The sequence below is a fragment of the Colwellia sp. KS18-150 genome (genome assembly GCF_057551365.1).
In genome coordinates this window covers 148,086-167,318 of sequence record NZ_BAAJMC010000003.1, presented here as the reverse complement: position 1 = coordinate 167,318, position 19,233 = coordinate 148,086, and the positions used below count along the sequence as shown (strand labels likewise).

Sequence of the window (19,233 nt, the reverse complement as noted above, 5' to 3'; positions counted from 1 at the left end):
AATAGTTATGAGTATAACCATTTCTCGAAGACCCACAGTTAGTGATAGTCATTTACCTGATGAATTGCCTAAAATCATTAAGCAAATCTATGCTAGTCGCGGTGTTGGTAGTCCAAAAGAGCTTGACCATCAGGTAGTCAATTTACTTGGCTTAAGTGAAGACAGTGCTCAGTTGAAGGGCCTGAGTCAAGCATGTGAAATATTATTGCTGGCTATTGAGAATAATAAGGCTATTGTCATTATTGGTGACTTTGATGCTGACGGTGCAACAAGTACGGCTTTGATGATGTCAGCACTTAGTATGTTTGGTAGTCAAAACCATAGTTTTTTGGTGCCAAACCGATTTGAGTACGGTTATGGTTTAACCCCTGAGATAGTTGATATAGCTGCGAATCAAGGGGCTAAAATCTTGGTGACCGTTGATAATGGCATTAGTTGTATTGCTGGTGTCAATCGTGCCAAAGAGCTTGGCTTACAGGTGGTTATAACAGATCATCACTTGCCCGGAAAAATAACCCCAAATGCAGATGCTATTGTTAACCCTAATCAAGAAGGCTGCTCATTTCAAAGTAAAGCCTTAGCGGGTGTCGGGGTCGCTTTTTATGTGATGCTTGCCTTAAGAAAATATGGTCGCGAACAAGGCTATTTTACTAAACATGCTTTAGCTGAGCCTAATATAGCCCAATTGCTAGATTTGGTGGCGTTAGGGACCGTTGCCGATGTAGTGTCTTTAGATGCTAATAATCGTATTTTGGTTGCTCAAGGATTAAAGCGGATTCGCGCTGGACAAACTCGCCCTGGTATTCAAGCCCTCATTGATATTGCTAATCGAGATCAAAGTCAACTGGTCGCGAGTGATTTTGGTTTTGCGCTAGGGCCAAGAATAAATGCCGCAGGTCGTTTAGATGATATGGCCTATGGGATTAATTGTTTGCTTGCACCTGATTTAGCAAGCGCCCGCGTGATGGCGAGAGATTTAGATGATTTAAATAAAGCTCGGCGTGAAATAGAGCAGGGCATGCAAGCTGAAGCGGAAACAATATTTAAGTCTTTAAATTTTGATAACACAACCTTACCCAGTGCTATTGCCCTGTATCAAAAAGATTGGCACCAAGGTGTTATTGGCATAGTGGCTGGTCGCTTAAAAGAAAAATTTCATCGACCATGTATTGTGTTTGCAAATGGCAGCGATGATGAGCATGAATATAGTGAAATTAAAGGCTCAGCACGCTCTATACCAGGATTACACATTCGTGATTTACTTGAACATATTTCAAGTCAGCACCCAGAATTAATCATAAAGTTTGGCGGTCATGCCATGGCGGCAGGGCTATCAATTCGAGTCAAAGACTTTAGTCAATTCCAGAAAATATTTGATAATGTCGCACAAAAATGGCTTACCAAAGAACTTCTCCAGTCAGTACTGCTTAGTGATGGTGATCTACCACTTCAAGACATGACGTTAGTATTTGCTGATCAATTAAGAAATGCTGGACCATGGGGGCAGAACTTTCCTGAGCCTTTATTTGATGATGAATTTACGCTAGTGCAGCAGCGTATTGTTGGTGAAAAGCATTTAAAAATGGTTGTACAAAAATCAGGGCAAGTGTTTGACGGTATCGCGTTTAATGTTGATATTAAAGCTTGGCCTAATTCGAAAGCTGAAAAAGTACATTTAGCTTATCATTTAGACATTAATGAATTTCGTGGTAAACGTAATGTGCAACTGATGGTGAAGCACATTACAGCGCTTAGTTAACGTTATGATAAACTGCAGAGAACTCTCCTAAAAAGTCGTTTATTTGCCCGCCCAATTAAGCTACAATGCGCGACTATTTTTTTAATTATCACTAACGAGAGAACTCGTTTAAATAGCATGTTTGAAACTAACCCAATCTTAAATAAATTAAAAGAAATTCGTGAACGTGCAGAGCTACTTCGGGGGTACCTTTGACTACGACGTTAAAGCAGAACGTTTAGTCGAAGTTAGTCGTGAATTAGAGTTGCCGGATGTGTGGAATGAGCCTGAGCGGGCGCAAGCATTAGGCAAAGAGCGGAGCGATTTAGAAGCGGTAGTTAATACTATTGTTGAGCTAGAAACTGGTTGTGAAGATATTGAAGGTTTAGTTGAGCTAGCCGTTGAAGAAGAAGATCAAGACACCTTTGATGAGGCGCAAACAGAAGCTGATGCGCTGGATACCTTATTAGTAAAGCTTGAATTTAGACGTATGTTTTCAGGTGAGCAAGACGCCAATAATTGCTACTTAGATATTCAATCAGGATCGGGTGGCACAGAAGCTCAAGATTGGGCCGAAATGCTAATGCGTATGTATTTACGTTGGGGTGAAGCACACGGCTTTAAAACTGAAGTGGTAGAAACCACTGGTGGTGATGTTGCTGGTATTAAAGGCTGTACGATTAAATACACGGGCGAATATGCTTATGGTTGGTTACGTACTGAGACAGGCGTGCATCGTTTGGTGAGAAAGTCACCTTTTGACTCATCAGGGCGTCGTCATACTTCATTTGCATCAGCGTTTATTTACCCTGAAATTGATGACAATATCGAAATAGATATTAATCCGGCTGATTTACGCACTGATACCTTCAGAGCCTCTGGTGCTGGTGGTCAACATGTAAATAAAACAGATTCGGCTATTCGTATTACTCATGAACCAACAGGTGTAGTAGTACAGTGTCAAAGTGATAGATCTCAGCATAAAAACCGTGCTAGTGCGATGAAAATGCTCAAGGCCAAATTATTTGAATTAGAAATACAAAAGCAAAATAAAGACAAACAAAATTTAGAAGATGGCAAGTCAGATATAGGTTGGGGTAGTCAAATTCGCTCATATGTACTTGATGATAGTCGGATAAAAGATTTAAGAACGGGTGTTGAAAACCGAAATACTCAAGCCGTATTAGACGGTGATTTAGATAGGTTTATTGAAGCCAGTTTAAAGTCTGGTTTGTAATTTTAAAGTGTAGACCGGTTTTTAAACCGACGAAATCACCCCAAGGGTGACCTACAATATTAGTAGAGAATGTAAAATGACTGACAATACAAAGAATAGCCAAAACAACCAATCATCAGCACAAGATGAAAATAAGCTGATTGCTGAGCGACGTGTAAAACTTGAAAAAATTCGCTCTAACAGTACTGCTAATGGTTTTCCAAACGATTTTAACCGTGAACATTTAGCCGCTGATATTCAAGCGGAACATGGTGAAAAAACCAAAGAAGAGCTTGAAGAGCTACAAGTAACGTATGCTATCGCAGGTCGAGTAATGGCTAAACGTGGGCCATTTTTAGTGATTCAAGATTCATCTGGTCGTATTCAAGGCTATGCTGAAAAAACAGTACAAAAAGAAATTCGTGCTAAATGGGGCTCGCTAGATATTGGTGATATCGTTGGCATAAAAGGTATTTTACATAAATCAGGTAAAGGTGATCTTTATGTAAACATGGATGAATACTCATTGCTTACTAAGTCATTGCGTCCGCTGCCAGAAAAATTCCACGGTTTATCTGATCAAGAAATGAAGTACCGTCAACGTTATGTTGATTTAATTATCAATGAAGATACCCGTAATACTTTTAAAATCCGCTCAAAAATTGTTGCTGGTATCCGTAATTTCTTAACGCAACGTGATTTTATGGAAGTGGAAACACCTATGCTGCAAATCATACCAGGTGGCGCAACGGCTAAACCTTTTATGACGCATCATAATACCTTTGATCTTGATATGTACTTACGTATAGCGCCTGAACTTAACTTAAAGCGCTTAGTGGTTGGTGGTTTTGATCGTGTATTTGAAATCAATAGAAGTTTCCGTAACGAAGGTATTTCAACACGTCATAACCCCGAGTTCACCATGATTGAATTCTACCAAGCGTACGCTGATTACCATGATTTAATGAACACCACGGAAGAAATGTTACGTACGATTGCACAAGACGTATTAGGTACAACAACTATTCGTAATACCGTTAAAAACGCAGATGGCGAAGTGATTGAAGAGAAGTTTTATGACCTTGGTAAGCCATTTGCGCGTTTATCTATGGTTGATGCTATTTTAGAATATGGTAAAGACCATCGTGGCGCTGAAAGTTTTGATGAAGCAGCATTGCGTGATCCAGAAAACAACTTTGATGCGATTAAAGCCATGGCGAAAGCCGTTGGTGTTAAAGAAAGTGATGCATCTAAAGTTTGGGGTCCAGGTAAATACATCTGTGAAATCTTCGAAGAAGTGGCAGAGCATTTATTAGATCAACCAACGTTTATCACTGAATACCCATGGGAAGTATCACCACTGGCACGTCGTAATGATGAAAATCCATTTATCACCGACCGTTTTGAGTTCTTTGTAGGTGGCCGTGAATTAGCTAATGGCTTCTCTGAGTTGAATGATGCAGAAGACCAAGCTGAGCGTTTCCAAAAACAAGTATCAGAAAAAGATGCTGGCGATGATGAAGCTATGCATTATGATGCTGATTATATCAATGCCTTAGAATACGGTTTACCACCAACAGCGGGCGAAGGTATTGGAATTGATCGCTTAGTGATGTTGTTTACTGACTCACCTACCATTAAAGATGTAATTTTATTCCCGCATATGCGACCAGAAGTAGAATAGTTATTAAAATTTCTTTATGAAGATAAAAAGCACCTTTAGGTGCTTTTTTTTATTTAATTATTTCTAAGAAAAGCTAGTATAAATAAATGAAAATTTAATCTATAGTAAATTGATATTAATTATAAGAAATGGAGTTAAAGCATGTCAATTGAAGTTAAGTTTACCCTAAGCGATGCCGATTTAGAGCACTTTCGTGATGTAATGAAACAGGCGCAGGGGAATGTTAAAAACCTTAATGAAAGTGATATTTTAAGCCATGCCAAGAAGTTGAGTGGCGATGTTAAAGGCACTGTCCCCGAGTTTGTTAGTGAGCGATTGCAAAAGCTAGAAACAATGGTGGCTATTATTGAAGATAGTGAATGGCAAGTTCCAGATGAGGAGCGTACAGAAATAATCAGTGCACTGGCTTATTTTAGTGAATCAGAAGACTTAGTGCCTGATCATATTCCAGTACTAGGCTTTTTAGATGATGCCATTATGATTGAATTAGTCGCTGGTGAATTTAAAGATGATATCGATGCCTTTGAAGAGTTTTGTAAATACCGAGAACGTGAAGAAGAGCGTTCAGGAGACAGCAACATTACACGTGAAGAATGGTTAGGCTCCAAGCGTAGAGAGCTTCATAGCCGAATGAGAAATCGACGTTCTTCACGAAGAAGAGGCTCGTCATTTCGTTCAATCTTCTAAAGTCTTAACTTCATAAAGAATAAAGGTTTATCTTATATAGTGAAGTTTTTACCGTGAAAATGAATTGCATCAATTAATTTTGATAATGAAAATACTGACAATAAATGCCAAGTAAGTTTACAAAAACTTACTTGGCATTTTTAATTTTTTATCCTTAAACCCTATTAATATCGCTTAGTTTTAAGTAAATTGAATTCTTCAAACTTACGATAGCAATTACAGCAGACTCAAAGTTAGATTGAGAGTCGTAATTAACAATAAATAATAACAAAGAGAATTATCAATGGGTGCAGCAAGAGGCGGCTTTAGCTCGCGTATGGGGTTTATTCTAGCGGCAGCTGGATCGGCAGTTGGTTTAGGAAATATTTGGGGCTTTCCAACACAAACGGCCAGTAATGGTGGTGCAGCTTTTGTATTGGTTTATCTAGTCTTGGCATTTTGCTTAGCTTACCCTGCATTTATGGCTGAGCTATTAATTGGCCGCTTTGGGCAAGCAAATGCTGTTAGCTCAATGGAAAAAATGTCACGTAATAATGGCCAAAAGCGATTTGCATTTATTGTCGGCTTTGGCGGTATTATCTGTGCTGCACTTATTCTGAGTTTTTATGGGATACTGGCAGGTTGGATGATGTCATATGCTATAGAGCCGGTGACAAGTTTGTTAGGCTTTACAGAAGCATCAACTTGGTTAACCTCACAAACGATTGCTCGTGATATTGTTTTCAATGCCTTATTTATGATACTAACTATTGCTATTATTCGCCGCGGAGTAGAGCAAGGTATAGAGAAGTGGTCAAAGCGTTTAATGCCTATGCTAATAGGTTTACTTATTTTAATGATCATTTATGTTTTTACTCTTGATGGCTCTCGTGAAGGCTTTGCGGCTTATTTGAACCCAGATATTTCTCGTGTATTTGAGCCTGATTTACTGATTAGTGCATTAGGTCAGGCCTTTTTCTCTTTATCACTGGGTACCAGTGTTATGGTGATTTATGGCTCTTATATTTCGAAAAGTGAGAACTTAGTTTCCCTTGGTGCTCAGGTAACCTTAATTGATGTATCTATAGCATTTTTAGCCGGCTTATTAATTATCCCATCTATGTACGTAGCGCAGTCTCAAGGCGTCGTGATCTTTGCTGATGATGGCAGCTTAATTTCAGGGCCTAATTTAGTCTTTGACGTTTTGCCTAGCTTATTTTCAGGTATGGGAGCGATTGGTTTATTTGTGGCATTTGGCTTCTTTGTTTTAATGTCTATCGCGGCACTTACTTCGTCAATTTCAATGCTAGAAGGGCCAGTTTCATTTGTGGTTGAGCGTCATAAAGTGGAGCGTAAAAAAGCTACTACTTTAATCGGCTTGGGAATTTTCGTAATAAGCACCATCATTGTGTTAAATTTTGATGTGCTATTTGGTTTAGTTATTTCAATATCTACCGTTTACGGGCAACCACTTATAGCTATGTTGTGTTGTGTGTTTGTTGGTTGGATATGGCATCGAAATGAGATTTTAACTGAATTAAAGCAGGGACATGACAGCGTAGAGCACAGCTTGTTTTGGAAAGTGTGGCCTTGGTACACTAAATTTATTTGTCCAAGTGCTATCGCCATTGTTTTTTGGCATTCACTATAAATTTTTTATCACTCAATAATTCATAGTGTGGGCCAATTTAATAACCAAGGTTGGCCCATTTCTTTTAATTTTTCTTGAGTACTCTCAGCTAAATAAAGCTCCCCTTCATCGGCAGGTAATGTAAATTCATATAGCTGCCCTGAAAAAGTAAATCGTAATGCATAAGCGTGTAAATAACCTCTATCAACAGCTATGCCTGATGACTTTGAGGTAGCGGAACAATACAAACTATCACCAAGTATTGGCGCACCTACACTGTTGAGTGCAACTCTTAATTGATGGGTTTTACCTGAGTGAGGTTTTAATAAAAACAACCTTTTTCCTTCTCCTAGACCATAGGAAAAAAACTGGGTAATTGCTGGGTTTTTCATGCTGCGGGCTAATTTATACATACCACGGCGGCTTTTTTGCATATCTCCCTTGATCAGTCCTTGTTTTTTACTGGGCTTTTGATCGCTAATAGCTAAATAATACTTATCAACTAAATGGCTTTCAAAGAGGGTCGAAAACTCCTGAGCAGCACTCAAGGTTTTAGCGAAAATTATTAATCCTGATGTCATTTTATCTAAGCGATGAACAGGATATAACTCAGTATCAGCTTTTATTTGTTTAAGGTGCCCTTTGACTTGAGAAAACAAGCCACAACCATGCTCTCCCTCATCATGAAAATTAACATTAGCACTTTTGGACACAACCACGAAGTCAGGAGTTTGTGTAATAATTTTAAACATTTATTAGTTCTACTTAGCTAGTTCTTACATGCTATGATAATTCAAACACATTATTTTTACCCTCATTACAGGATGTTATTTTGAAAAAATCCTCTCATTTAATTTTTAGTCTTAGCGCAATTTTTCTAACTACATCGTTATTGTTTTCTTGTACAAGTAATGAGAAGAGTGCCTTATCGACACCAGTTACTCCACTTCCTTCTGGTGTGAGCTTAGTAAAAGCGGTTACCTTATCTGAAGAGCGTTTAGCTATCCCATTTAAGAAATATAAATTAGACAACGGCTTAACGGTAATTCTACACCAAGATAATTCTGATCCTCTTGTTCATGTTGATGTAACTTATCATGTTGGCTCTGCTCGAGAACAATTAGGAAAGTCAGGTTTTGCTCATTTTTTCGAGCATATGATGTTTCAAGGTTCAAAAAATGTTGCTGATGAGCAGCACTTTAAAATAGTTACGCAAAGTGGTGGTAACTTAAACGGTACAACCAATACCGATAGAACTAATTACTATGAAACCGTCCCCAAAAACCAATTAGAGAAAATGCTTTGGCTTGAATCAGATCGAATGGGGTTCTTATTAGAAACTATTACTGAAGAAAAGTTTGAAATACAACGAGCCACGGTAAAAAATGAACGAGGTCAGAATGTAGATAATCGACCTTATGGCCGTTTAACTGAAACCATCAATCAGATGATGTATCCCAGAGAGCATCCGTATTCTTGGCCTGTCATTGGTTATATGTCTGACTTAGACCGAGGCACAGTAACCGACTTAAAAGAGTTTTTTAGTCGTTGGTATGGTCCTAATAATGCGGTATTAACCATTGGTGGCGATATTGATGAAGCGCAGACTTTAGCTTGGGTTAACAAGTATTTTGGTGAATTAAAATCTGGGCCGGATGTTGAAAATATCGATAAGCAATTAACGACATTAGCAGAAAATCGTTACTACTCTTTTAGTGATAATGTTTCTTTACCATTACTTTATATTAGCTTTCCAACTGTTTATGGCATGCACGAAGACGAAGCCGCATTGGATGTGTTTTCAAATATTATAGGAAATGGCCCAACATCACTTTTATATAAAAATTTAGTTAAGTCTGGTGTTGCTGTACAAGCGGGGGCGAGCCACCCTTGTAAAGAGTTGAGTTGTCAAATGAGCTTTTATGCTTTGCCAAACCCACAACAAGGGATGGAATTAGCGAAAATAGAACAAGTTATTAACGATACTTTAGTTGAGTTTGAGCAACGTGGTGTTAACGATGACGATTTACTTAAAACGAAAGTGAATATTGAAACGGGGACCATTTATGGCTTACAAAGTGTGTCAGGTAAAGTTTCTACTTTGGCTCATTTTCAAACCATTTTAGGTGATGCAGATTATACACAAGCGCAAGTTGCTCGCTATAACAATGTCACTAAAGCCGATGTTATGCGCGTCTATAAAGAATATATCAAAGGTAAAGGTGCGGCAATATTGTCAATTTACCCACAAGGTCAACAACAAGTCATTGCCAAAGAAGACAATTTTGTTTTATCTGATGTGAGTAACCCACCTGAATTAGCTGTGCTTGATACACCGATAATGAAAAATACCAGCAGCTTTGATCGTTCAGTAATGCCCAAAGCCGGCGAAAATCCACAAATAGAAGTACCTAAATTGTGGCGTGACAGCTTTAAAAATGGTTTAGAAATAATTGCCACTGAAAATAGTGAAACACCTACGGTAAGTTTATTGTTGAGCATAGAAGGTGGTACTTTATTAGATCCCATTGAGAAAGCTGGTCTTGCTTCATTAACGGCCAGTTTAATGAATGAAGGCACGACAAATTATATAAAAGAAGAGCTCTCAAATGAGTTGGCTAAGCTTGGTAGTGATATCTCTATTGGAGCCTCTGGACGAAACACTTATATTCAAGTGAGTTCTTTAGTCAAAAACCTTGATGCAACTTTGTTATTAATGTTAGACATGATGCTTAACCCAGCCTTTGAAGAAGCTGATTTTAATCGTGTTAAAAATCAATTAATTCAAAGCTTAGAACAAGGTAGTAAAGATGCGCAAACTCTATCAAGTAGAGCTTTAAGTCAAGTTACTTATGGTGAAAATAATCGAGTTGGCTTACCAAATAGCGGCACAATCGCCACGGTCAAGGCAATCACTCTTGATGATATTAAAGGGTTTTATAAGCAGTATTTCTCTCCTAAACACGCCTCTTTAGTGATAGTCGGAGATATTAGTAAAAAAGAAATTATGCCTAAACTGAGTTACTTAAAATCATGGCAAGGTGGTGAGTATTCTATTCCTCAATATCAAACTTTTCCTGATGTAACACCAGATAAAATTTACTTTGTTGATTTACCTAATGCTAGCCAATCAGTGATCAAATACGTTCGCCGTGCCATGACTTATGATGCAACAGGTGAGCACTTCAAGGCAACGCTAATGAATTACCCATTAGGTAGTGCTTTTAATAGTCGTATTAATTTAAATTTACGTGAAGATAAAGGTTATACCTACGGTGCTTCAAGTTATTTTTCTGCCGGTAAAACGTTAGGGCGATTTACTGCTGGAGCAAGTGTTAAAAAAGAGCATACCTTTGATGCTATGGTTGAAATTGAAAATGAGCTAAATCATTATAAAGAAGATGGAATGACAGATGCAGAAGTACACTTTATGCGCCAAGCCATTTCTCAAAATGAAGCATTAAGCTATGAAACCCCAAGTCAAAAAAGTGGTTTTTTAAGGCAGTTATTACAGTTTGGTTTACCTGAAAATTATGGCGAACAACAAAGTGATATTATTCAAAATATTTCGTTAGCCAAATTGAATGAGATTGCTAAAAAAGAATTAAGCAAACCGATGCAATGGATTGTTGTTGGAGACGGTCAAATAGTTAAGCCGCAATTAGAAAAACTGAATTTAGAGATAATTGAATTGCAGCTAGCAAAATAAATTTAATTGCATTAACTATTGAAAAGCAATAAAAGCCCCTCATTTATAAAATTATAGATAAGGGTCTTTACCTTATATTCTCCTATGCGCAGGAATAATTTTGACATTATCATTTAACGATTACATCACGGCATTTAATCAAGAAAGTAACTTAGCTGCTATCGCAGGTATTGGACGAGGGATTGAACGAGAAACTTTACGTGTTCTACCTGAAGGGAGTTTGTCTGAGCAAGGACATTACCATCAACTTGGCTCGGCATTAACTCATAATCAAATCACCACTGATTACTCAGAGACTCTACTTGAGTTTATTACCCCTGTAAGTCACTCTCCAGAGCAAGCCATTGCACAATTACAGGATATACAAAAGTATACTTTTGCTAATATCGACGGTGAGCTGCTGTGGCCGATGAGTATGCCATGTTTTATCGAGGAAGAAGAGCAGGTTCCATTGGCACAATATGGTCACTCTAATATCGGTAAAATGAAAACAGTCTACCGCCAAGGCTTAAAGAACCGTTATGGTTCGATGATGCAGGTAATAGCTGGTATCCACTTTAACTTCTCTTTTTCGACGGATTTTTGGCAAGTTCAGCAAGAACTACACAATAATAAAGAGCCTTTAACCGATTTTATATCCGAGCGTTACTTCTCGATTTTACGTAATTATAAACGTTACTGTTGGTTAATTCCGTATCTGTACGGCAGCTCCCCAGCATTATGTAGTTCTTTTTTACAAGGAAAAGATCACAAGTTACCTTTCAAAGAATCACCTAAAGGTGCACTGTACCTAGAGTATGCAACGTCATTACGTATGAGTGATTTAGGTTATACAAGCAGTGAACAATCAAGTTTGAGAATCTGTTATAACAACTTAAATGATTATGTAGATGGTGTACAAAAAGCTATCGCATTAAAATCTGATAAGTTCGCTGATATAGGCGTTAAAGTGAATGGCGAGTATCAACAATTAAATACCAATGTATTACAAATTGAAAATGAATTGTACGCACCTATTCGACCTAAACAAGTAATAAAGTCAGGCGAGAAACCTTCACAGGCTTTACGAGAACGTGGCGTAGAATATATTGAAGTACGTGCATTAGATGTTAACCCTTTTGCTGATACGGGCATTAATCTTGAACAGATCCACTTTTTAGATATCTTTCTTACTTATTGCTCGTTTATTGATAATAATGAATTAGACTGTGACTCACAAAAGCATCATGAAAATAATATGAATGATGTTGTTATGCGTGGTCGAGATCCTGAATTACTATTGTCTGATGCGAATTGCCAAGGCGAGGTAACTCTCAAGTCGGTTAAGCAATGGGGAAATGAGCTTTTTGATAATATGGAGCAAGTAGCTAAGTTATTAGATAAAGCTTACGGTAGTGATAATTATACTAAATCAATTGCTCGAGAAAGGGCAAAAATTAATGATGCTAAGTTAACTCCGTCAGCTGAGATTTTATCTGTTATTCTTGATAAAGATGAAAGTCTCTCTCAATATTCATTAAATATGGCAGCTCAATATAGAGAGGAAGCGCTAGCACGTGATTATCAATTCTATTCAGAGCAATACTTTAATGAAGAAACACAGAGATCTCATCAAGCTCAGGCTGAGATAGAAGAAAGTGACCAATTAAGTTTTGATGATTTTTTGGCAGACTATTTTCAACAATAGCTATCGATAAAATTAAGACAAAAAAAAGCGCGTTAGGGCAACGCGCTATGGATAGAGTCACTCGACTCGTCTACAAAACTCCAGATAACTCTATAAAATAAAACAATACGAAAGCAGTCCAGGGAGTGTTGCTTTCAATAATTAAGACTTAAAAAATCGTGAATAGTTCAAAAAACAACCATCTTTTTTGTGTTTTTATACTTGCTTGATTTATATCGATTTAGTTTTGTTACTTGTTATAGCTCAACAAAATTTTGGCAAAAAAAATGCGCTTATAAAAATAAGCGCAAAAAACATGAAACACTAAGGGAAAGTATTCATAAAGTATGAGTGCACATTCCTATATTAGTTCAAAATTAATTTCATATACTTATCAAATACCTTCAAGCGCTGGATCAATTATTTTTCAAAGTATGAAGTTTCACTGAAAAAGAGCTAATAAACTTCCCTTCACCATTTCGAATATTGAATTTTAAGCAAAAAAATACCCTCATATAAATAAGTGTATAAAACATTAAACGTCACTAATAGAGAGAGGGAATATATTCCTTACATATTCAGTTAGTTGAATTTTAGGCAAAAAAATACCCTCATATAAATAAGGGTATAAAAACATGAAACACTAAGGGAATAACATTACTGTTAAGTAAGAGTGCTCTTTTAAGAATAAGTTCAAATTAATCTTAAATAATTTATAAAAAAGTAATTTAATGAATTTCTTCACATTACTTTCATATAATTACTGCAAATTAATTGAAAACTCTGGCATTATTATTATTCATACTCTTTTCGATAATGTATTTTTATGTTTTCTGTTAAACCTTTGCTAGTTACAACATTCTCTGTTTTAGTTTTGGCAAGTTGTGCCACCCCGCCACCGAAAAATCCTGAAAATATTTGTGAGATCTTCCGTGAACATAGAGATTGGTATTTTGCTGCTAAAGATGCAAGAGAGCGCTGGGGAGTACCTATTCATGTTCCTATGAGTATGATGTATCAAGAAAGCTCATTTAGGCATGACGCTTTACCACCGAGAGATTACCTATTAGGTTTTATTCCTTGGGGTAGGGTAAGTAGTGCTTACGGTTATTCGCAAGCTAAAACCATGACCTGGGATGACTATGTGCGAGAAACAGGTAATTCAGGTGCTGATAGAGATGACTTTGATGATGCAATCGATTTTATGGGTTGGTTTATTTATAAAACTCAAAAAATTAATGGTGTTTCTAAATGGGATGCTTATAGCCAGTACTTAAATTACCACGAGGGTTGGGGTGGTTATAAGCGTAAAACCTATAAGAAAAAGGCATGGCTCGTTAAAGTAGCTAGAAAAGTGGATAATCGAGCTAAACGATATTCTTCGCAGTTAAAAAGTTGTGAATCAGATTTAGATCACGGTTGGTTATGGCGATTGTTTTTCGAATAACAAAGTGTTTGTTTGATTACTAAACAGTGAATAACCTTGAGGCATAAATCTTGCCACTTTGTTAATTTTATTATGAAATTATTATTATTAGCCCGTAAGGCAAGTAAATAAAAGGGTAGCTAAAGTCATCTTTTTTTCGCTGAAAAAAGATGACTTTTTTGTTAAAAAACTGTTGAAATAGTTAAAAGCTGTAACTGATGGGGGTTGACCTTGTTATCCACAGAAATTGTGGAAAGCTTATTTTATAAATCAGCCTGTGGATAACTTTGTTATTAACTTTGTTGCTTATTATGTAAGCTGATCATTCCTCTTCAGTTTCTTCATTGATAAAATATTCTGGCATAATTCGTACCGTTTTAATCATGTTGCCCGTCACATCGACTATCTCAACGGGGTAACCGGCAATACGAACACTTAATTTGTTCTGCGGAATATCTTCTAAATACTCAATAATTAATCCATTTAGTGTTTTAGGGCCATCTGTTGGTAAGTGCCAAGACATTTCTTTATTAATGTCCCTAATCGTGGCACTACCATCAACTAAATAACTACCATCGGGCTGTAAAGTTACTTCATCACTCGCTGTTGGTGTCATGGTGGTAGTAAAGTCACCCACAATTTCTTCTAAAATATCTTCTAACGTCACTAAACCCTGTATATCACCGTATTCATCTACCACTAAACCTAGACGCTCTTTTGCATGTTGAAACTTTAATAATTGAATATTTAGCGGTGTACCTTCAGGAATGAAATACAATTCACGAACCGCGCGTAATAGTGTCGCTTTGGTAAATTGGCTCTTTGAAAGTAGTTTTAAAGCATCACGGGCATGCATATAGCCAACAACATCATCAATATTGTCTCGATACAGTAATACGCGTGTATGGTTTGCTTGAGTTAATTGTTTCTGGATTCTTTTCCAATCATCATTGATATCAATACCTACTAACTCACTTCGAGGGATCATAATATCTTCAACACTGACTTTTTCTAAATCTAGAATACTCATTAGCATGCTTTGATCTTGCTCATGTAATAACGCACCAGATTCATTCACAACCGTGCGCAATTCTTCAGAGCTTAAGCTATGTTGCTCTCTTTGTTCAGAGCTGATACCTATCAGCATCAAAATGCCATTGGTAATCCAATTGACGGCCATAACAAAGGGAAGCAATATTTTAAGTAATAACGATAATATAATTGAACTAGGGAAGGCTATTTTTTCAGGGTATAAGGCTGCTAATGTTTTTGGTGTTACTTCGGCAAAAATAAGAACCACTAAGGTTAATACTATGGTCGCAATAAGTAGCGCTAAATCTTTAGATACTCCTAAATCTACTGACAGTCGTATCGCGATAATGGTTGCGATAGAAGAGGCTGCTATATTAACTAAGTTATTTCCTATTAATATCAAGCCAATTAGTCGATCGGGACGGCTCAGTAGTTTACTAACTCGTTTGGCGCCTTTATGTTTTTCTTTTTCAAGGTGTCGTAACCTATAGCGGTTTAAAGACATCATGCCGGTTTCTGAGCCAGAAAAATAAGCAGAAATAAGTAGCAGTATGCCTAAAATAATAAAGAGCATCTGGGTTGATATGTTATCCAAAAAGGGGATCCTTTCGTTGTATTGATAGTATGAAAGCTAGAGTAACCTTATGGTTTAGCCATTTTAAGATAGCAGAAACTCTTGAACGAATCGACTGCCAAAATATGACAATGTGAGTATCGCACTAGCTGTTATTGTAAGCACTAATACTCTATGACCTCGCCAACCTTGTTTAAAGTGCCCAAGTAAAATAATGCCGTAAAGTAATAATGCTATTAAAGAAAGAACGGTTTTATGGATATTTTCTGTGGCAAAAAAACCATCAAGAAAAAATAAACCAATCAATTGGCTAGTAAAAAGTGTAATTGTACCGACAGTTAAAATACTAAATAACTGTTTTTCAACTTGCATTAAAGGAGGTAAATGCACTACCGCGGTAAGGTTTTTATTTTTTAATTTTACGTTGATATAAGCAACTTGAAACGCATATAAAGTGGCTATGATTAAAATACAATAAGCAATAAGCGCAAGACTAATATGACTAACAAGAATAATTTTTTCAGCGACAAGTGGGATAGAGTCAGCTTTAGGAATAAAAATCATCACGAGTTGCCATAAACCAGCAAACCCATAAATTACTGGTAATAATAGATTAACTTTACTACGCAGAGCAACGATAGAAATAGTAATGGTAATTATTAAACTGACTAAAGAAATAACATTAGGCAAACTAAAGTTGATTATTCTTTGACTAAACAGTAATTGAGCTTCATTAAATAAGTGAGTAATGATGGCTATAAAAGCAAACACTAATACTAACTTTAGGTTTGGGCCTTGAGGATGAAAAAAGCGCGATACTATTGCAATGGTTGCAAGTAAATAGGCAACAAAAGCAATGCTAGAGCCGAAAACCAAAAAATCCACTTAAAAAACTCCTAATGTACCAGGGTAAAAACTTTACTGATTCTACCAGATAACCTTATAAGTACCATGACAAATATCTTTTTGCTTGATATAGATTAAAGCACCAGCTTACGTAAAGGCTTTATTGACAATAAAGCAATTAAAGCGGCACAAAACACACCAAACCAATGAGGAAGTAATTCATGGGCATGTTGCATTTGTTCATTAATATTGATTTGATAAAAGTTTAAACCTAAATCAAGCAACATCGCAAAACCTATAGCCGACAATACAACACCGACTAAATAACGGATTAATACACTCGCGCCCATTTCATTTCTAATCACTCCTAAAGTAGATATATTGGTTGCAGGCCCAGCCATCATAAATACCAGCGCAGTACCCGGAGACAAACCCGCCATGATAAAACCAGCAGCAATAGGAGTTGAAGCTGTGGCACAAATATACATAGGGATAGAAATTGCAATCATGATTAGCATTGCAGGTAACCCACTACCATAACTTAGTAAAAACTCTTCTGGCATAAAGGTTCGCACAATAGCGGCGAATACTAGCCCGATTGCTAACCAAATAATAATATCATCAATTAATTGAGTTGCAGCGTAACGGACACCCATGCGAGTTTTGTTTAAAGAAGTACTGATAAATGAAGTGATTAGCTTTTCAGCCTTTGAAGTTGTTGCTGTGTCAGTTGTAGCACAACATGAGGTAACTTCAGGCGTAACTTCTTTAGGGCTACAACAAGCGCTTGTTTTTGTTGTTTCTACCGGTTGAGACTTTTCAGACGTAGTATTACAGCAAGAACTCGTTTCGCTTGATGCATTATTAACCGGTGATTTTATTTTATCTTGCTCAACGGTACTAACTAGCAAGCCGGTAATAATAGCTGACATGATGGCAGCAAAAGGACGATATATAGCCATTAAAGGCCCAAGCAGCGCGTAAGATACTGAAACTGAGTCAACTCCCGTTTCTGGCGTTGCCACTAAAAAAGATGCTGTTGCTGGCGCAGAAGCACCACTGCGCCTAAGCTCAGTAGCTACAGGAATTACACCACAAGAGCATAAAGGTAGCGGGGCGCCAATTAGAGCCGCTTTAATTACTGCTGATTTTCCTTGCCCTAAATGATCACTGAGAATTTTACTCGGTACCCAAGCTTTCATTAAACCGGCAATAAGAAGACCTAATAGCAACCACGGACTTGCTTCAGCGCTTAGGTCAATAAAATTATTAATAAAATAGCTTAAATGTTCCACATAAATACCCAGAAAAGTGACAGCCAAATTTACCTTTGTATCATACCATGGATTTTTTTATAGCGGGGGGAACATATTTGATAATCTATTATGACGACTATCCTGTCTCGACAATGGTATTATCACAGGTATAATAGCGGCATTAATATTCACAACTTTTCGCTATCAAGAGCGCTATGTAGAGTTATTCATGTTTGAAAATCTTTCCGATCGATTAGGTAAAACCCTAAAAAATATCAGTGGCCGAGGTCGCTTAACTGAAGACAATATCAAAGATACCTTACGTGAAGTTCGTATGGCATTACTTGAAGCTGATGTTGCTTTACCCGTTATTCGTGAATTTGTTGCCAAAGTAAAAGAGCAAGCCGTTGGCACTGATGTCTCTAAAAGCCTAACGCCAGGGCAAGTCTTTGTTAAAATAGTTCAAAAAGAACTTGAAGCCGCCATGGGCGGAATTAACGAATCTTTAGATTTAAAAGCAGCGCCTCCCGCCATTGTATTAATGGCAGGTTTGCAAGGTGCAGGTAAAACGACCTCTGTTGCTAAATTAGCAAAATTTCTAACTGAACGAGAAAAGAAAAAAGTACTTGTGGTTAGTGCTGATGTTTATCGCCCAGCAGCAATTAAGCAATTAGAAACCTTAGCCACAGAAATAAATGTTGGTTTTTTCCCAAGTGACATAAAACAAAAACCTATCGATATCGCTACTGCGGCAATTGAGCATGCTAAAAAGAATTTCTTTGATGTTTTGATTGTTGATACTGCAGGTCGTTTACATGTCGATGAAAGCATGATGGATGAAATTAAAGACCTACATGGGGCAATCAACCCTGTAGAGACTTTATTCACCGTTGATGCAATGACAGGTCAAGATGCTGCCAATACGGCTAAAGCGTTTAATGATGCGCTACCATTAACAGGTGTCATCTTAACGAAAACCGATGGTGATGCCCGTGGTGGTGCAGCATTATCAATTCGTCATATTACCGGCAAACCTATTAAATTTATGGGTGTTGGTGAGAAAATTGAAGCGTTAGAGCCATTTCATCCAGATCGAATTGCTTCTCGTATCTTAGGAATGGGCGATGTGCTTTCTCTTATCGAAGAGGTAGAGCAAAAGGTTGATAGAAAACAAGCTGAAAAACTAGCTAAAAAAGTTAAAAGTGGCAAAGGTTTTAGTTTAGAAGATTTTCGTGACCAACTTGTACAAATGAAAAGTATGGGTGGCATGATGGGCATGATGGATAAACTACCTGGTATGGGTAACATGTCTGATAAAATTAAAGATCAAATGGATGATAAGCTTACCGTTAGAATGGAAGCTATCATTAACTCTATGACTCCTGGAGAGCGTGAACGTCCAGATATCATTAAAGGCTCACGAAAACGTCGAATAGCAGCCGGCTCAGGAACACAAATTCAAGATGTGAATAAATTGCTTAAACAATTTACTCAAATGCAGAAAATGATGAAAAAAATGTCAGGTAAAGGTGGCATGAAGAAAATGATGAGAAGCATGCAAGGAATGATGCCACCAGGCGGAATGGGCGGTATGGGCGGTGGCGGCGGAATGTTCGGCCGTTAAGTAAAGCACACTTCAATACAACCACAATAAAAATTATAAAGCCCGAGCAAGTTTGTTTGGGCTTTTTCTTTTAATAACCCGGGCACAAGAGGTAAAACAATACTTGCTTTTCCTCCTTAAAAGCGTAGAATACGCGAGCTTTTCTGTCCCTAACGACAGGAAGTGT

At 37.3% G+C, this 19,233-nt stretch carries 13 protein-coding genes; 9 read left to right on the top strand and 4 right to left on the bottom strand.

The genetic code is table 11. The features are described from left to right. The first annotated feature begins 7 nt into the window (after window positions 1–7). From recJ to AC27IF_RS06305, 5 genes are all read left to right on the top strand, one after another. On the top strand, window positions 8–1,759 hold the full coding sequence (gene recJ, locus AC27IF_RS06325; RefSeq protein WP_487052978.1) for a single-stranded-DNA-specific exonuclease RecJ: 1,752 nt from the start codon (window positions 8–10) through the stop codon (window positions 1,757–1,759). Window positions 1,760–1,876: 117 nt separating this feature from the next. Further along, a protein-coding gene (gene prfB, locus AC27IF_RS06320) for a peptide chain release factor 2 (RefSeq protein ID WP_487052977.1) occupies window positions 1,877–2,975 on the top strand; the annotation gives its coding sequence in 2 pieces (ribosomal slippage) (window positions 1,877–1,951 and window positions 1,953–2,975; 1,098 coding nt in all). A 76-nt stretch (window positions 2,976–3,051) separates the two neighbouring features. Beyond that, complete coding sequence (gene lysS, locus AC27IF_RS06315; protein ID WP_487052976.1) at window positions 3,052–4,638, top strand: lysine--tRNA ligase; 1,587 nt, start codon at window positions 3,052–3,054, stop codon at window positions 4,636–4,638. Between the two features lie 141 nt (window positions 4,639–4,779). Next, entirely contained in the window at window positions 4,780–5,325 is a 546-nt protein-coding gene (locus AC27IF_RS06310; protein ID WP_487052974.1) for a YkvA family protein, read from the top strand. A gap of 283 nt (window positions 5,326–5,608) precedes the next feature. Next, entirely contained in the window at window positions 5,609–6,955 is a 1,347-nt protein-coding gene (locus AC27IF_RS06305) for a sodium-dependent transporter (protein ID WP_487052973.1), read from the top strand. A 20-nt stretch (window positions 6,956–6,975) separates the two neighbouring features. Here the strand turns inward: AC27IF_RS06305 and AC27IF_RS06300 are convergent, their stop codons facing one another. Continuing rightward, the gene (locus AC27IF_RS06300) at window positions 6,976–7,686 is read right to left on the bottom strand and encodes a TIGR01621 family pseudouridine synthase (protein ID WP_487052972.1); all 711 of its coding nucleotides are present in this window, start codon (window positions 7,684–7,686) and stop codon (window positions 6,976–6,978) included. Between the two features lie 80 nt (window positions 7,687–7,766). Here AC27IF_RS06300 and AC27IF_RS06295 point away from each other — a divergent pair, with 80 nt between their 5' ends. From AC27IF_RS06295 to AC27IF_RS06285, 3 genes are all read left to right on the top strand, one after another. Next, window positions 7,767–10,643, top strand: a complete 2,877-nt coding sequence (locus tag AC27IF_RS06295; protein WP_487052971.1) for a M16 family metallopeptidase — start codon at window positions 7,767–7,769, stop codon at window positions 10,641–10,643. Window positions 10,644–10,743: 100 nt separating this feature from the next. Next, on the top strand, window positions 10,744–12,330 hold the full coding sequence (gene gshA / locus AC27IF_RS06290) for a glutamate--cysteine ligase (protein WP_487052969.1): 1,587 nt from the start codon (window positions 10,744–10,746) through the stop codon (window positions 12,328–12,330). An 805-nt stretch (window positions 12,331–13,135) separates the two neighbouring features. Beyond that, window positions 13,136–13,756 carry a transglycosylase SLT domain-containing protein gene (locus AC27IF_RS06285; RefSeq protein ID WP_487052968.1) on the top strand — a complete coding sequence of 207 codons (621 nt, stop codon included), beginning with the start codon at window positions 13,136–13,138 and terminating at the stop codon, window positions 13,754–13,756. Between the two features lie 301 nt (window positions 13,757–14,057). Here AC27IF_RS06285 and AC27IF_RS06280 read toward each other — a convergent pair whose 3' ends face one another. The 3 genes from AC27IF_RS06280 to AC27IF_RS06270 form a co-directional block, all read right to left on the bottom strand. Further along, a complete protein-coding gene (locus AC27IF_RS06280; RefSeq protein WP_487052967.1) occupies window positions 14,058–15,362 on the bottom strand; it encodes an HlyC/CorC family transporter in 1,305 nt (434 codons plus the stop codon). A 63-nt stretch (window positions 15,363–15,425) separates the two neighbouring features. Then, window positions 15,426–16,226: a cytochrome C assembly family protein gene (locus AC27IF_RS06275; RefSeq protein WP_487052966.1), complete on the bottom strand. Its 801-nt coding sequence runs from the start codon at window positions 16,224–16,226 to the stop codon at window positions 15,426–15,428. Window positions 16,227–16,321: 95 nt separating this feature from the next. Further along, window positions 16,322–17,482 (bottom strand): SO_0444 family Cu/Zn efflux transporter, encoded by a 1,161-nt coding sequence (locus tag AC27IF_RS06270; protein ID WP_487052965.1) that lies wholly within the window; start codon window positions 17,480–17,482, stop codon window positions 16,322–16,324. Window positions 17,483–17,672: 190 nt separating this feature from the next. On the opposite strand from AC27IF_RS06270, the gene ffh reads away from it, so the two are divergent. Further along, window positions 17,673–19,067, top strand: a complete 1,395-nt coding sequence (ffh, locus tag AC27IF_RS06265) for a signal recognition particle protein (RefSeq protein WP_487052964.1) — start codon at window positions 17,673–17,675, stop codon at window positions 19,065–19,067. Window positions 19,068–19,233: the final 166 nt, after the last annotated feature.

What these genes read in the sequence shown, in the direction of transcription:
- AC27IF_RS06285 (WP_487052968.1), top strand. Translation starts at nt 13,136, where the DNA reads ATGTTTTCTGTTAAACCTTTGCTAGTTACAACATTCTCTGTTTTAGTT.
- AC27IF_RS06305 (WP_487052973.1), top strand. Translation starts at nt 5,609, where the DNA reads ATGGGTGCAGCAAGAGGCGGCTTTAGCTCGCGTATGGGGTTTATTCTA.
- ffh (WP_487052964.1), top strand. Translation starts at nt 17,673, where the DNA reads ATGTTTGAAAATCTTTCCGATCGATTAGGTAAAACCCTAAAAAATATC.
- lysS (WP_487052976.1), top strand. Translation starts at nt 3,052, where the DNA reads ATGACTGACAATACAAAGAATAGCCAAAACAACCAATCATCAGCACAA.
- AC27IF_RS06300 (WP_487052972.1), bottom strand. Translation starts at nt 7,686, where the DNA reads ATGTTTAAAATTATTACACAAACTCCTGACTTCGTGGTTGTGTCCAAA.
- AC27IF_RS06310 (WP_487052974.1), top strand. Translation starts at nt 4,780, where the DNA reads ATGTCAATTGAAGTTAAGTTTACCCTAAGCGATGCCGATTTAGAGCAC.
- recJ (WP_487052978.1), top strand. Translation starts at nt 8, where the DNA reads ATGAGTATAACCATTTCTCGAAGACCCACAGTTAGTGATAGTCATTTA.